Annotated in this window: 11 protein-coding genes; 4 read left to right on the forward strand and 7 right to left on the reverse strand. The window is 75.0% G+C overall.

The features are described from left to right. Positions 1–61: 61 nt before the first annotated feature. The 6 genes from OG335_RS00690 to OG335_RS00715 all read right to left on the reverse strand — a co-directional run bounded on the left by OG335_RS00690 (position 62) and on the right by OG335_RS00715 (position 9235). Positions 62–2452: an ATP-binding cassette domain-containing protein gene (locus OG335_RS00690; protein ID WP_405008957.1), complete on the reverse strand. Its 2391-nt coding sequence runs from the start codon at positions 2450–2452 to the stop codon at positions 62–64. A 244-nt stretch (positions 2453–2696) separates the two neighbouring features. Then, a complete protein-coding gene (locus OG335_RS00695) occupies positions 2697–3497 on the reverse strand; it encodes an SDR family NAD(P)-dependent oxidoreductase (protein ID WP_405008958.1) in 801 nt (266 codons plus the stop codon). A gap of 208 nt (positions 3498–3705) precedes the next feature. Beyond that, complete coding sequence (locus OG335_RS00700) at positions 3706–4467, reverse strand: thioesterase II family protein (RefSeq protein ID WP_405008959.1); 762 nt, start codon at positions 4465–4467, stop codon at positions 3706–3708. Next, entirely contained in the window at positions 4464–6452 is a 1989-nt protein-coding gene (locus OG335_RS00705) for a non-ribosomal peptide synthetase (RefSeq protein WP_405008960.1), read from the reverse strand. Before OG335_RS00705 ends, OG335_RS00700 begins: the two co-directional genes overlap by 4 nt. A 265-nt stretch (positions 6453–6717) precedes the next feature. Beyond that, positions 6718–7947 (reverse strand): MFS transporter, encoded by a 1230-nt coding sequence (locus OG335_RS00710; RefSeq protein ID WP_405008961.1) that lies wholly within the window; start codon positions 7945–7947, stop codon positions 6718–6720. Between the two features lie 295 nt (positions 7948–8242). Further along, positions 8243–9235: an aldo/keto reductase gene (locus OG335_RS00715; protein WP_405008962.1), complete on the reverse strand. Its 993-nt coding sequence runs from the start codon at positions 9233–9235 to the stop codon at positions 8243–8245. A gap of 282 nt (positions 9236–9517) precedes the next feature. Here OG335_RS00715 and OG335_RS00720 point away from each other — a divergent pair, with 282 nt between their 5' ends. The 4 genes from OG335_RS00720 to OG335_RS00735 all read left to right on the forward strand — a co-directional run bounded on the left by OG335_RS00720 (position 9518) and on the right by OG335_RS00735 (position 13798). Next, the gene (locus OG335_RS00720) at positions 9518–10261 is read left to right on the forward strand and encodes a class I SAM-dependent methyltransferase (RefSeq protein ID WP_405008963.1); all 744 of its coding nucleotides are present in this window, start codon (positions 9518–9520) and stop codon (positions 10259–10261) included. After that, a complete protein-coding gene (locus tag OG335_RS00725; protein ID WP_405008964.1) occupies positions 10258–10995 on the forward strand; it encodes an SDR family oxidoreductase in 738 nt (245 codons plus the stop codon). The genes OG335_RS00720 and OG335_RS00725 overlap by 4 nt, the downstream gene beginning before the upstream one ends. Before the next feature lie 47 nt (positions 10996–11042). Then, positions 11043–12329, forward strand: a complete 1287-nt coding sequence (locus OG335_RS00730) for a cytochrome P450 (RefSeq protein WP_405008965.1) — start codon at positions 11043–11045, stop codon at positions 12327–12329. Positions 12330–12415: 86 nt separating this feature from the next. Next, on the forward strand, positions 12416–13798 hold the full coding sequence (locus OG335_RS00735; protein WP_405008966.1) for an aspartate aminotransferase family protein: 1383 nt from the start codon (positions 12416–12418) through the stop codon (positions 13796–13798). Between the two features lie 194 nt (positions 13799–13992). Here OG335_RS00735 and OG335_RS00740 read toward each other — a convergent pair whose 3' ends face one another. Beyond that, complete coding sequence (locus tag OG335_RS00740; protein ID WP_405008967.1) at positions 13993–14889, reverse strand: TauD/TfdA dioxygenase family protein; 897 nt, start codon at positions 14887–14889, stop codon at positions 13993–13995. Positions 14890–15002: the final 113 nt, after the last annotated feature.

Raw genomic sequence — 15002 nt, forward strand, 5'->3', positions numbered from 1 at the left:
GGGTGGCCACCGGGCGGTGCGGCAGCGGGTGTCGCACCGCCCGGTGGGAGCGACGGCGCGGTCAGCCGCCGACGTACGCCGCGAGGTGCTCGCCGGTGAGGGTGGAGCGGGCGGCGACGAGGTCGGCGGGTGTGCCCTCGAAGACGATCCGGCCGCCGTCGTGGCCGGCGCCGGGGCCGAGGTCGATGATCCAGTCGGCGTGCGCCATGACGGCCTGGTGGTGCTCGATGACGATCACCGACTTGCCGGAGTCGACGAGCCGGTCGAGGAGGCCGAGCATCTGCTCGACGTCGGCGAGGTGGAGGCCGGTGGTCGGCTCGTCCAGGACGTACACGCCGCCCTTGTCGGCCATGTGGGTGGCCAGCTTGAGCCGCTGCCGCTCGCCGCCGGACAGCGTGGGGAGCGGCTGGCCGAGGGTGAGGTAGCCGAGCCCGACGTCCGCGAGCCGGTCGAGGACGGCATGCGCGGCCGGGGTGCGGGCCTCGCCGGTGCCGAAGAACTCCTCGGCCTCCGCCACCGACATGGCGAGCACCTCGCTGATGTCGCGGCCGCCGAGGCGGTACTCCAGCACCGAGGCCTGGAACCGCTTGCCCTCGCAGTCGTCGCAGGGGGAGGCCACACCGGCCATCATCGCCAGGTCGGTGTAGACGACGCCCGCGCCGTTGCAGGTGGGGCAGGCGCCCTCGGAGTTGGCGCTGAACAGCGCCGGCTTCACGCCGTTGGCCTTCGCGAACGCCTTGCGGATCGGTTCGAGCAGCCCGGAGTACGTCGCCGGGTTGCTCCGCCGCGAGCCGCGGATCGGGCTCTGGTCGACCGACACGACACCCTCGCCCGGCGGGATCGACCCGTGCACGAGCGAGCTCTTGCCGGAGCCGGCGACCCCGGTGACGACGGTGAGCACCCCGAGCGGGATGTCGACGTCGACCTCGTGCAGGTTGTTCGCCGTGGCGCCGCGGATCTCCAGGGTGCCGGTGGGCTTGCGCACCGACTCCTTGATCTTGGCCCGGTCGTCGAGGTGGCGGCCGGTGACGGTGCCGCCGGCCCGCAGATCCTCGAAGGTGCCCTCGAAGCAGATCGTGCCGCCGGCCGTACCGGCGCCGGGGCCGAGGTCGACGACGTGGTCGGCGATCGAGATCGTCTCCGGCTTGTGCTCCACGACGAGCACCGTGTTGCCCTTGTCGCGCAGCCGCAGCAGCAGGCCGTTCATCCGCTCGATGTCGTGCGGGTGCAGCCCGATGGTGGGCTCGTCGAAGACGTACGTGACGTCGGTGAGGGAGGAGCCGAGGTGGCGGATCATCTTGACGCGCTGCGCCTCGCCGCCCGACAGCGTGCCGGCCGGCCGGTCGAGCGCGAGGTAGCCGAGGCCGATCTCCACGAACGAGTCGAGGGTCTGCTGCAGCACGGTGAGCAGCGGCGCCACCGACGGCTCGTCGAGGCCGCGCACCCACTCGGCCAGGTCGCTGATCTGCATCGCGCACGCGTCGGCGATGTTGGTCTTCCCGATCTTCGACGACCGGGCGCCCTCGGTGAGCCGGGTGCCCTCGCACCCGGGACACGTCGTGAAGGTGACCGCCCTGTCCACGAACTCCCGGATGTGCGGCTGCATGCCCTCCCTGTCCTTGGCGAGCATCGACTTCTGGATCCGCGGCACCAGCCCCTCGTACGTCATGTTGATGCCCGCGATCTTCATCCTGGTCGGCTCGCGGTACAGGAAGTCGTGCAGTTCCTTCTCGGTGAACCCGTGGATCGGCTTGTCCGCGTCGAAGAAGCCGGACTCGCTGTAGAGCCGGGAGTTCCAGCCGCCCCCCGTGTAGCCGGGGACGGTGATCGCGCCCTCGGAGAGCGACCTGGAGCCGTCGTAGAGCTGGGTGAGGTCGATGTCGGAGACCGTCCCGCGGCCCTCGCAGCGCGGACACATCCCGCCGGTGATGCTGAAGCTGCGCCGCTCCTTGACGGTCTGTCCGCCGCGTTCCACGGTGACCGCGCCCGCACCGCTGATCGAGGCGACGTTGAAGGAGAACGCCTTGGGCGGGCCGATGTGCGGCTTCCCGAGCCGGCTGAAGAGGATGCGCAGCATCGCGTTGGCGTCGGTGGCGGTGCCGACGGTGGAGCGCGGGTCGGCCCCCATCCGCTGCTGGTCGACGAGGATGGCGGTGGTCAGCCCTTCGAGCACGTCGACCTCGGGGCGGGCCAGCGTCGGCATGAAGCCCTGCACGAAGGCGCTGTAGGTCTCGTTGATCAGCCGCTGCGACTCCGCGGCGATGGTGCCGAACACCAGCGAGCTCTTGCCCGAGCCGGAGACGCCGGTGAACACCGTCAGCCGCCGCTTGGGGATCGCGATGCTGACGTCCTTGAGGTTGTTCACGCGCGCGCCGTGCACGCGGATCAGATCGTGGCTGTCGGCACCGTGCGGAGCGGGCGACGGCGTGTCCGTCCTCGTGGTCATGCCCATCGTGTCTCCATCTGTTACGTGGGGCCGCGTGCGCGGTCCCCCCTCGGCGTCGCTGGCTCGATCTAACCAGTTCCGGGCCGGGCGTCCGGTGCTTCCCGGCCGGTCCGATCGCCGACCTGTCGCAGACCTGTCGCAGACCGGCCGCGCACCGGCCCGGGTGCCTCCACGCTAGGGCGTGCCTGACCGGTCCGGCGGCGGTGGGCGCGCGTCCCGGCCCGGACCTGCGGCGGCGTCCGGGCGGAGGTCAGCGCGAGGCCCGCTGGGCGTCGACGATCCGGCGGGCCGCCTCGGCCGCGGCCCCGCTGCCCGCACCGCGGCGCGGCCGCCCGGACCAGCCGGGGAACTGCCCGGCGACGGTGCACCGCCACCGCAGCTTCAGCGGCGCCACGTTGGTCTCGCCGCGGTTCTGCTCCACCGCGCGGACGACGGCGGCCGCCACGTGGCCGGGGGCGACGGTCCGCACGCCGCTGGGCACGGCCGCGCCGGTCGCGGCGAACATGCCCGCGTCGCGGACGAACCCCGGCTGCACGAGCGAGACGCCGACGCCGGTGCCGTGCAGGTCCTGCCGGAGGCTGTGCGCGAAGCCGCGCAGGCCGAACTTCGTGGCGGTGTAGAGCGACGAGGCGGGGGTGGCGGCCTTGCCGGACATCGAACCGACGAAGACGAGGTGGCCGCGGCCGACGGCGACCATGCGGGGGGCGAGGAGCCGGGCGAGGAGCACCGGTGCGTGGAGGTTGACCGTCAGGGCCCGGTGGATCTGCTCGGGCGTGTAGTCGAGGAGTTCGCCGCTGGCCGGGAGCGCCGCGTTGGCGACGAGCAGGTCGGTGTCCGGGCAGGCGTCGGCGAGGGCGGCGACCTGGGCCGGGTCGGCGAGGTCGGCGGGTACGGCGCGGGCGCCGAGGTCGGCGGCGAGCCGGTCGAGCGCCTCCGACCGGCGGCCGGTCAGCACCAGCCGGGCGCCGGCCAGGGCCAGGCCGGTGGCGAGGGCGCGGCCGATGCCGCCCGTGGCGCCGGTGAGCAGGACGGTGGCTCCGGTGATGCGCATGGCGGCCTCCTGGGCGCGGCCCTGGGCGGGCCGATGAGGGGATGGCGGGCGGGCAGTGCGGCGGCGGTCCGGGGGACGCGGCGGCGATCCGGGGACGCACGGGCGGGCCGGTACGCGGGCGGGCCGACGCGTACGCCCTGGGCCGGTACGCGCGGCGCCCCCGCCGCGGGGACGGCCTGCGGCGGGGGCGCGTACGGGGGCCGGCCGGTCAGCCGCGGGCGGCGACGGGCGCGAGCGTGGCCAGGATCAGTGCGTACGGGGGGCGGTCGACGAGGTAGAAGTGGTCCCCGGGGGTGGTGTGCGCGCGCACCGGGCCCGCGGTGAGCTCGCTCCAGGGCCGCCGGTCGGCGTCGTTGTCGGCGTCGCCGGTGATCGTCGTGACGGGGCAGCGCAGCGGCGTCTCCGGGCGGGGCCGGTAGGTGTGGAACATCCGGCTGTCGGCGCGGACGTACGGCAGGACGAGCTCCTGGAAGGCCGGGTCGCGGGCGAGTTCGGGGTCGGTGCCGCCGAGGGTGAGCAGCCGCTCGACGACGGCCGCGTCGTCCTCGGCGCTCTCCCCGCCGTTCGCGGTGCTCTCCTCGGCGTCCGGGTCGGGGTGGGCGGCGTCGCACGAGCCGGAGGCGAAGAGGTGCGCCGGTCGGATGCCGCGGGCCTCCAGCGCCCGGGCGGTCTCCAGGGCGATCGGCGCGCCCATGCTGTGCCCGAAGAGGGCGAGCGGGCGGTCGGCGAGCGGTTCCAGCGCCTCCGCGATCACGGCGGCGAGGGCGCGCAGGTCGGTGGCGGGAGGCTCGGCGAGGCGTTCGGCCCGGCCGGGGTAGCGCACGGCGTGCACCTCCGTGCCGGGCAGGTGCGCGCCCCAGTCGCGGTAGAAGGATGCCGAACCTCCGGCGTGCGGGAAGCAGATCAGGCGCTGCTGCGGGTCGTCGACGGGGGTGGCGCACTGCAGCCAGGTCGTGGCGGGCCGGGTCACTTCGCGGCCTCCCGGCCGGCGCGCTGCCGTTCGGCGCGGAGGGCACGGGCCCGGCGGGCGGCGGCGTGCCGGTCGCCGCCCCGCGTGGCGTCCGCGTCGGCGCCGCCGGTGCGGATCAGCTCCGCCTGGGCCGTGACGGTGGTGTGGCGGAACAGCGCGACCACGGACGGCCGGGTGCCGGTGCGGGCCTCCAGGGCGTCCTGCAGCCGGAACATCGCGAGCGAATGGCCGCCGAGGTCGAAGAAGTTGACGTCGCGGGGCACGGTGTCGACGGCGAGCACGTCGCGCCAGGCGTCGCCGACGCGGGCCGTCAGGTCGCCGTCGGCCTTCGGCGGCGCGGGCTGTGCCGTGGCCTCGGCCGTGGCGGGCGGCCCGTCCGCGGTCGCCGTCGTCGGCACGGCCGCGAGCGCGGCGAGGGCGGCCCGGTCGGCCTTGCCGTTGACCGTCCTCGGGAAGGCGTCGAGCACGGTGATCCGGGTGGGCACCATGACGGCGGGCAGCAGCTCGGCGAGCCGGGCGCGCAGCGGCGCCGCGTCCGGGCGGGACGGCGCGAGGACGTACCCGGCCAGTGCGGTGTGTTCCGCGTCGGGTACCACGACGGCCTCGCGGACACCGGGGAGTTCGCACAACCGGGCTTCGACGTGGCCGAGTTCGATGCGATGGCCGCGGATCTTCACCTGGTGGTCGCGGCGCCCGAGGAAGTCGAGCATGCCGTCGGCGTTCCAGCGGACGAGGTCGCCGGTGCGGTACATCCGGCCGCCCGGCGCGGGCGCGAACGGGTCGTCGTGGAAGGCCCGCGCGGTGGCCTCGGGCCGGCCGAGGTAGCCCCGGGCGACACCGGCGCCGCCGATGTACAGCTCGCCCTCGCAGCCGGACGGCACCGGGCGCTGCTGATCGTCGAGGACGTAGAGCCGGGCGCCGGGCACCGGCCGGCCGACGGAGACGGCGCCCGGCTCGTCGTAGCGGCGGCAACTCGCCCAGACGGTCGCCTCGGTGGGGCCGTACTCGTTGACGAGCGCGACCGGGCCACCGTGCACGGCGAAGTGACGGGTCATCAGTTCCGGCGGCAGCGGTTCACCGGCCACGACCACGGTGTCGAGGGAGCGCAGGCGCGTCGGGCCGAGCCGGTCGGCCGCGTCGAGGACGACCCGGTAGAGCGACGGCACGCACAGCAGCATGGTGACCGCGTGCCGCTCCACGGTGCGGACGAGCGCCTCCGGGTCGCGCACCTCCTCGGGCGTGGCGACGACGAGGGTGCCACCGGCCGTCAGGGTGCCCCACAGGCCGGCCATCGACGAGTCGAAGGCGAGCGGCGAGACGAGCAGGAAGACCGGCGCCCCGGGGTAGACGAGGCGGCGGGCCAGGGTGGAGGCGGCCAGCTGGCCGTGTTCGACGAGCACGCCCTTGGGCCGGCCGGTGCTGCCGGAGGTGTGGATGACGTACGCCGGGTCGTCGGGGGCCGCGACCACCGGCGGGCCGGCCGGGGTGTCGGTGCGCTCCTCCGCGTCGGCCGGGACCACCGGGACGCCGGGGAGCGTGCCGGGGTCGACGTCCCCCGCGGTCACGACGGCCACGACCCCGGCGCCGGCCAGGAGTTCCGTGGTGCGCAGCGGCGGGTTCGCCGGGTCGACGGGGACGAAGGCGGCGCCCGCGCGCAGCACGCCGAGCACCGCGGCGACCATTCCGGTGGAGGGTGCCGCCAGCACCCCGACGAGGCTGCCGCGCCCGATCCCCGCGGCGGTGAGCCGTGCGGCGATCCGTCCGGCCCAGCCGTCGAGGGTGCGGTAGTCGACGCTCCGGCCCGCTGCCACGACGGCCGTCCGGTGCGGGTCGGTGCGGGCGAACCCGGCGACGAGGTCGTGGACGAGGCCGGGCCGGCCGCCGGGCAGCGGGGTGCCGCAGCCGGGGTCCGCGGGGCTGCCGTCGCGGCCTGCCGGGTCGAGGGGACGGCGGCCCGCCGGGGCCGTCGGTGTCGATATGGTCATCAGCACTCCTCTGTGTCGTCGATGGGCTGCGGGGCCGGGCCCGCCTGCGGAGGCGCGGCACGGGGCGAGGCACGGGGGCGCAGCACGGGCCCGGGGTGCGCGCCCGTGCGGCGCAGGTCGGACGAGGGCCCGGTGCGGGCGGGACGTTGCGGGCGGGGACGGCAGGGACGTTGCGGGCGGGATGGTGCGGGCGTGGAGAGACGACGCGGGCCGCGCGTCCGTGCCGCGCCGCACGGACGGCGCCCGGCGGATCACACCTGACGGATCACACCCGGCGGAGTCCGGTGGCGACCGTCAGGGCCTGCAGCACGAGCAGGCCGGCGAGGGTGGCGGTGAGTCCGAAGCCGTCGGCGAACCAGCCGATCAGCACCGGTCCGGCGAGGAATCCGCCGTAGGTGAGGGTGTTGACCTTGGCCAGGGCGGCGGTCGCGGCGGCGGAGTCCGGTGCGGCGCCGTCCTCGGCGGCGCCGTGGCCGACGGCGCTGAAGATGAGCGGCACGATCACGGAGAGGCCGGCCCCGTGCAGACCGAAGCCGATCACCGCCACGACCGGGGACGGGCTGACCACGACCACGGCGAGGCCGAGCACGGCGAGCGCACCCGCCCAGCGGACGAGGGTGGACGCGCCGAACCGCGTGTTGAGCCGGTCGCCGACCAGCCGTCCGCCCGCCTGGCAGAAGCTGAAGCAGATGTAGCCGACGGAGGCCATGGCCAGGGTGGCGCCGAGCTCCTCGTGGAGGAAGATGCCGCCCCAGTCGCCCACAACGGCCTCCGAGACGAGGACGACGGTGCCGGTCAGGCCCAGCACGAGCACCCGGCCGGTCCATCCGTCGCGCCATCCGGCGCGCGGCTTCGCGGTGTCGCCCTCCGGCGCGGCGCGGTCGGCGGAGGCGGGCAGCATGGACCGGCCGGCCGCCAGGGCGAGCACCACGAGGACGCCGCTCACCGCGAGGTAGTGCGCCGGGTAGGCGACGCCGGCCTTGACGACGACGCCTCCGACGGTGGCGCCGGTCAGCGTGCCGATGCTCCAGGCCGCGTGGCAGCTGTTCATGATGGGCCGGCCGAGAGCGCGTTCCACCGCGATGGCGTGGGCATTCATCGACACGTCGACAAGGCCGTTGACGGCGCCGAACACCAGCAGGGCCGCCATGAAGAGGAAGCGGTTGTCGGCGAGGGCGATGCAGGCCAGCGAGGCGGGCAGCGCCACGATCATCACCCGGGCGAGGGCGCCGCTGCCGAAGCGGGCGACCAGGGAGCCGGCCCACTGGAGCGTCACCAGTCCGGTCACGACCGGGAGGAGCAGGTAGAGGCCCAGCAGGCCGTTGGACAGCCCGAACTCCGCCTTCAGCGAGGGCATCCGCAGGTAATAGTTGGCGAAGAGCAGGCCCGCCACCAGGAACGGCGCGGGCGCCGCCCAGCGCGCCCCCGGCGGCAGCGGCGGCAGCGGCGCCTCCGGCCGGTCCGTGCGGATCAGGTCCTTCTCCGGTGTCGCCATTGGCCGGTCCACCCCTCCGTCAGCCGGTGCGCGGCGGCTCCGGTCATCGAACGTGCCGTGCGACCGGCGGCCTGCGGCCCTCGGCGGGCCCGCGCCGGACCCCGCACCATGCATTGGCAATACCTTGCCACATAGTTGCCAATCGTGGCAATGGTCGACCCCGGACGATCGGCGGCCGACCCCGAGACCTGCGCGCGGGCGACCGTCACCGGCGCCCGCGACGCAGCCTCGGCACCACCGGCCGCGGCACCACCGACATCGGCGCCACCGGCATCGCCGCCACCCGCCACGGCTGTCACCAGCGGTGGTGGACGGCCGCGCGGATCCGCCGGTCGTACAGCGCCTCGACGGCCGCCAGCGTGGCGGCGTCCAGCGGCGGGAGCGCGGCGGCGGCCGCGTTGGCCCGCACCTGCGCGGCGCTGCGGGCACCGGGGATGACGGTGGTCACGCCCGGCTGCTGGAGGATCCAGCGCAGGGCTGTCTGCGCGGGTGTCGCACCGGCGGGTGCGAGCGCGGCGAACTCCGCGGCGGCGTCCACGCCGTCGGCGTAGTCCACCCCGGAGAACGTCTCGCCGACGTCGAACGACGCACCCCCGCGGTTGTAGGCGCGGTGGTCGTCGGGGGCGAACGCCGAGTCGTGCCGGTAGGCCCCCGAGAGCAGTCCGGACGCGAGCGGCACCCGGGCGACGATGCCGACGCCCGCCTCCCGGGCGGCGGGGAGCACCCGTTCCAACGGCTTGCGGCGGAAGGCGTTCAGGATGATCTGCACACTCGCGACACCCGGCCGGGCGATGGCGGCGAGCGCCTCCTCGCAGGTCTCCACGCTCACGCCGTAGGCCGCGACGCGCTTCTCGTCGACCAGGGTGTCGAGCGCGTCGTACACCGCGCCGGAGGAGACGACCACGCCGGGCGGGCAGTGCAGTTGCACGAGGTCGAGCCGGTCGACCCCGAGGAGTCGCCTCGAACGGTCCGTCCAGGCACGGAGGTTGTCGAGGGTGTACGCGGCCGGGTCCTGCCGGGCGGCCCGCCGTCCGGCCTTGGTGGCGACCGTCACCGGCGGGCCGTCGCCGCCCCGTTCGCGCAGGAACGCGCCGATCAGCCGCTCGCTGCGCCCGTCGCCGTACACGTCCGCGGTGTCGAGGAACGTCACGCCGGCGTCGGCCGCCGCGTGCAGCACTGCGAGCGCTTCGCGGTCGTCCACGGCGCCCCAGTCGGCGCCGAGCTGCCAGGTGCCGAGGCCGACGGCCGACACCTCCCTGCCGATCCGTTCGAAGGTCCTGCGCTCCACGGTGCCGCCCTCCTGTCGGTGTCGAAGGGCCCGGCCACGACCGGGCCTCCTCTTGTCAACAACTTGCCATACTCTTGCCTCATCTGGCAATGTGGTACGCCCACCGGCGGCCCGGCAGTCCCCACGACCCGGCACCGGCACCGCCACCCGACCCGGCCACCCGACCCGGCCACCCGACCCGGCCACCCGACGGCCGGTCGACACCGGGCGCGTGGCACCGGGCCACCGGGCCACCGGACGGGGCCCGTACGGGACCGCCCGCCACCGACCGAAAGGGCTCGCATGACCGCCAGGAAGAAGTTCGGGGATCCGGCACTCTTCGGCGAGGAATGGGCCGACGACTACGACGAGAAGACCACCCTCGACCCGGCCCCCGCCGTCGAGTTCCTCGCCGACCTCGCCGGCCGCGGCCGGGCGCTCGAACTCGCCGTCGGCACCGGCCGGGTGGCCCTGCCGCTGGCCGCACGCGGGGTCCGCGTCGAAGGCGTCGAGGGCTCCGACCGGATGGTGCGGCGCTTGCGCGAGAAGCCCGGGGGCACGGCGATCCCGGTGGTCGTCGGCGACATGGCCGACGTGCCGGCGGAGGGCCCCTTCGCCCTCGTCTACCTGGTCTTCAACACCCTCTTCAACCTCATCGACGCGGACCGCCAGGCCGACTGCTTCCGCAACGTCGCCCGGGTGCTCGACGAGGACGGCGCCTTCGTCGTCGAGACCTACGTGCCCGACCCGTCGTTCTTCGACCGCGGCCAGCGCGTCGAGACGCTCGCCGTCACCGAGGACTCCGCCACCATCGAGGTCTACCGGTTCGACCTCGCCGCACAGCGCTTCCACAGCCAGAAGATCACCTTCGACGCCGACGGCGTGCACCTGCGCCCCCACGCCGAGCGCTACTGCTGGCCGTCCGAGCTCGACCTCATGGCCGCCCGGGCCGGGCTGCGCCTCGACCGGCGCTTCGCCGACTGGTCCGGCCGGCCCTTCGGAGCCGACAGCACCGGCCACGTCTCCGTGTACCGGCCGGCCCGGTGAGCGCCGCCACCGTCGCCCTGGTCACCGGGGCCAACAAGGGCATCGGCCGGGAGACGGCCCGGCGGCTGGCGTTGCGCGGGGCCACCGTCCTGCTGGCCAGCCGCGACCCGGACCGCGGCGCCGAGGCGGCCCGCACGCTGGCCGCGGAGGGCGTCCGCGTCCGCCCGGTACGGCTCGACGTGACCGAGCCGGGGAGCGTCACGGCGGTCGCCGCGCGGATCACGCAGGAGTACGGACGGCTCGACGTCCTGGTCAACAACGCCGGCACGTTCCTCGGGGCGCGCGCCACCGACACCACCGGGGCCGTCATGCGGGACACGCTCGCCGTGAACGTCGTCGGCGTGGTCACCGTGATCCACGCCCTGCTGCCGCTGCTGCGCAGCGCCCCCGCACCGCGCATCGTCAACGTCTCCAGCACCACCGCCTCGATCGGGCTGACCGCCGACGGCGCGGACCTGCCCGGCGACGCCTCGCTCCGCCTCGCGTACGCGAGCTCGAAGGCCGCGCTCAACATGCTGACGGTGCAGTACGCCCGCGCCTTCGCCGAGGACCCGGAGCTGGCGCACCTGAAGATCAACGCGGCGTCGCCCGGCTACACCGCCACCGACATGAACGCCTTCCGCGGCACCCGAAGCGTCGAGGAGGGCGCCCGCGCCGTCGTCGAGCTCGCCACCCTGCCGGCCGACGGCCCGACCGGCGGCTTCTTCGACGACCGCGGCCGGGTGGCCTGGTAGGTCGGCCCGGCCGCATCCCCCGCATCCATCCCGTCAGGAGGCCCGCCGTGACGGCACCCACGACCATCCCGGAACCCCTCGCACCCGCCGCCCCACCGACCGCACCCGCCGCCGCACCCCCCGGGACACCGCCCGCGCCCGGCACACCGCCCGCGCCCGACGCCCCGGCCTCACCCGACGCCCTCGTCGACCCCGCCCTGCACGCCGACGGCGACCCGTTCGCCGTGTGGCGGTGGATGCGCGCCCACGCGCCGGTCCACCGGCACGAAGCGGGCGAGCTTCCGGCCTTCTGGTCGCTCACCCGGCACGAGGACATCCGGGCCGTCTACCGCGACCCGGCCGTGTTCAGCTCCGCCCGGGGCGTCCTGCTGCGGTCCGCCGCACTCGGCGACGACCCGGGCGGCGGGACCACCCTGGCCCTGACCGACCCCCCGCGCCACAAGCAGCTGCGCGGCATCGTCGCCGACTGGTTCACCGCGCGCTCCGTCCGCTCGCTGGAGGAGCCCATGCGGGCCGCGACCCGGGCGATCCTCGCCCGGGCGGTCGAGCAGGGCGAGTGCGACCTCGTCCACGACGTCGCCGGACGGCTGTCGATCTACGTCATCGGCCACATCATGGGGGTGCCCGAGGAGGACCACGAGTCCCTCTTCGCGTGGACGGACGAAGCCTTCGCGGCCGGCCTCTCCCTCGCCTCCTCCCCCCGCCTCATGGGCTACTTCATCGACCTGATGAACCGCCGGACGGCCGATCCGACCGACGACCTGACCAGCATGCTGGTGTGCGGGCTCATCGACGACGAACCGCTCACCGAGTACGAGATCGTGCTCAACTGCGAGAACCTGGTGGGCGCCACCGAGAACGGCCGGCTCGCCCTGGCGGGCGGGGTGCAGGCCCTCCTCGACCGCCCCGACCAGCTCCGGCAACTGCGCGAGGACCGTTCCCTGCTGCCCTCCGCGATCGAGGAGGTGCTGCGGTGGACGTCCAGCGCCGCCCACAGCATGCGCACCGCCACCCGTCCGGTCGACATCCACGGCCGGCACGTCGAGGCGGGCGACCGGGTGGTGCTGTGGGTGCCGTCCGCCAACCGCGACGAGGCCGTCTTCGACGACCCCGACCGCTTCGACATCACCCGCACCCCCAACCGGCACCTCGCGTTCGGCGGCGGCGAGCACTTCTGCATCGGCAGCACGCTGGCCCGCGCGCAGATGCGCATCCTCTACACCGAACTCCTCGACCTCGCCGCCCGGATCGACCGCACCGGGCCCGCACACCCCGTGCACTCGATCGCCGTCCGCGGCCCCGAGACGCTCCCGGTGCGCATCACCCCGCGGTGACACCGGGCGCCGCCTCCGCGAAGCCCCGGACAGCCGCGCACCGCGCATCCCCAGTACCTCCGACACGCGCAGGAGACAACCACGCCATGGACGGATCCCGTACAGCCACGGCCGAAGCCACAGCCACCACCCCCACGCCCGCTCCCACCCCGACCCCCCGGGCCGGCGCATCCACGACCGGCGCGGACCGGGCCGAGGCCGCGCGGGCCCGCGACCGGCGGCACGTCTGGCACACCTGGTCGCCGCTGAGCGCCGACCGCTCGGCCCTCACCCTCACGCACGGCTCGGGCCACCGCGTCTGGGACATCGACGGCCGCGGGTACGTCGACGCGTCCGCCCTCAACTCCACCTGCGGGTACGGGCATCCCGAGGTGCTGCGGGCGATCGCCGGCCAGGCCGCACGGCTGCACCACGCCGACCTCTCGGTGGCCGGCCACGAGCCCGCCGGGCTGCTCGCCGAACGCCTCTCCGCCCTCCTGCCCCCCGGCCTGTCGAAGACCCTCTTCGTCAACAGCGGCTCCGAGGGCTTCGACGCCGCCGTCATGATCGCCACGTCGTACTGGACGCACGTGGGCCGGCCGCGCTCGCGGGTCGTCACCTTCGCCCGCGGCTACCAGGGCGCGACGCTGCTCAGCCGCAGCATGTCCGCCCTCCCCCGCAGCCGTCACCTGCTCAGCCCGCCGCTGCCGGTCACCCTCGTCGACCTGCCCGCCGAGCCACGCCTGCTGCGCCGCGAGGAGTCGCTCCCCGCGCTGCTGGAGGCCTTCCGCCGGGCCATCGGCGACGACCCGGACGACCTGCCCGCGGCCGTGGTGGTGGAACCGTTCCTCAACGTCGGCGGCGCCGTGGTGCTGCCGACGGGCTTCCTGCGGGGGCTGCGGGAGCTCTGCGACGCCACCGGCACCCTGCTGGTCGTCGACGAGGTGTTCACCGCCTACGGGCGGTCCGGGCGGATGTTCGCCTGCCTGCGGGAGAACGTCGCCCCCGACATCGTCGTCTCCAGCAAGGGCCTCACCGGCGGGTACGTGCCGCTCGCGGCGGTCACCGTGCAGCAGCACGTCCACGACACCTTCGACCGCGATCCGGTCGTCGGAGGCCTCCGCTACGGCCACACCACCTCCGGTCACGCCGTGGCGTGCGCCGCCGCCCTCGCCACCCTCGACATCCTGGAGAAGGACGACCTGTGCGCGCGGGCCGAGCGCCTCGGCACCGAACTCCTCGGCCGGCTCGCGCCCCTGACGCGGACCGAGGGGGTCGTCGACCTTCGCGGGCTGGGGCTCATCGTGGCGGTGGAGACCGTCTCGGAGGAGACCGCCGCCCGTGCCGTGGCCCGTGCCCGGGCGCAGGGCCTCCTGCTGCGCCAGATCGGGCCGTCCGTCGTGGCGGTGCCCCCGCTGGTGATCGACGACGAGGGTGCGGCCACCGTCGCCGACGGGCTCGCCGCCGCGGTGGCGTACGCCACCGCCTGACGCAGGGCGACGGCACCGCGGCCCCCGGGGGTTCCGCGGCCCGGTGTGGGCCGCGGAACCCCCGGGGGCCGCCGTCGTGAAGGAACCTCCCGTGCAGGCTCCGGGTCTTCTCCGTGCGCCGCGGAACGCACGCTCGTGGGGACGCGCCCGGTACGGCGGTGGGGGCGCGCCCGGTGCGGCGCGCCCCCACGGCGTCAGGCGATGCCCGCGTTGTAGCCCGAGGTGTCGCCGCTGACCACGACGCCGGGCCGGCCGTCGACACCGACGGGTACGGTGCCGGCCACCGTGCACCGCTCGGCACGCCGGTCCTCGGCGCCGTAGTCGTGGACGGCGTAGTGCTGGGTGGCCCGGTTGTCCCAGACCGCGAGGTCGCCCACCTGCCAGCGCCAGCGGACGGTCTGCTCGGGCCGTGTCACGTACTCCTGCAGGATGCGCAGCAGGTCGCGCGAGGCCTGCGGGGTGAAGCCGACCGCCCTGCGGGCGAACCCGCCGACCAGCAGCGCGCGTTCGCCGGTCTCGGGGTGGACGTGGACGGCCGGGTGCTCGGTCTCGAACAGGGTCGCGATGTACTCGCGGCGGGCCGCCACGGTCTCGTCCGTGTAGTCGGAGTCGTTGCTGTGCACGATGCGCAGCCGGTCGGCGAGGGCCCGCAGCGGCTCCGGGAGCGCCTGGTACGCGGTGACGGTGTTGGCCCACATCGTGTCGCCGCCGACCGGCGGGGTCACCTTGTTGTGCAGGAAGGCGATGGCCGGGGGCCGGTCCACGAAGGTGAGGTCGGTGTGCCAGTGGTTGGCCCGGGTGCCCTGTCGGGAGTCGATCTCCCGCACCTCGGGACGGTCCTCGGGGGCGCTGTAGATGGGGTGGCCGAGGGTCAGGTCGCCGAACCTCCGGGCGAAGGCGGCCTGGCTGTCGTAGTCGAGCAGCTGGCCCCGGAGGAAGATCACCTTGTGTTCGAGGAGGGCGCGGCGGAGTCGTTCGACGGTCCGGTCGTCGAGGGGCTCGGCGGCGTCCACGCCGCCGATCTCGGCCCCCAGGTTGCCGGACAGCGGGGTGACGGCGACCTCGGCCGGCGCCGTTCGGGTGATGGTCACGGTGCGTGCCTTTCTGTCGGGCGGCTGGCTCTGGCCTCCACCATGCCGCACTGTTGCCAGGTCTGGCAACACTCCATCCACCCTTGCTAACAGGCCATGACTGCCACACCTCG

Origin of the sequence: Kitasatospora sp. NBC_01539, from assembly GCF_045040525.1 — a bacterium.
In the GTDB taxonomy this organism is placed as follows: domain Bacteria; phylum Actinomycetota; class Actinomycetes; order Streptomycetales; family Streptomycetaceae; genus Kitasatospora.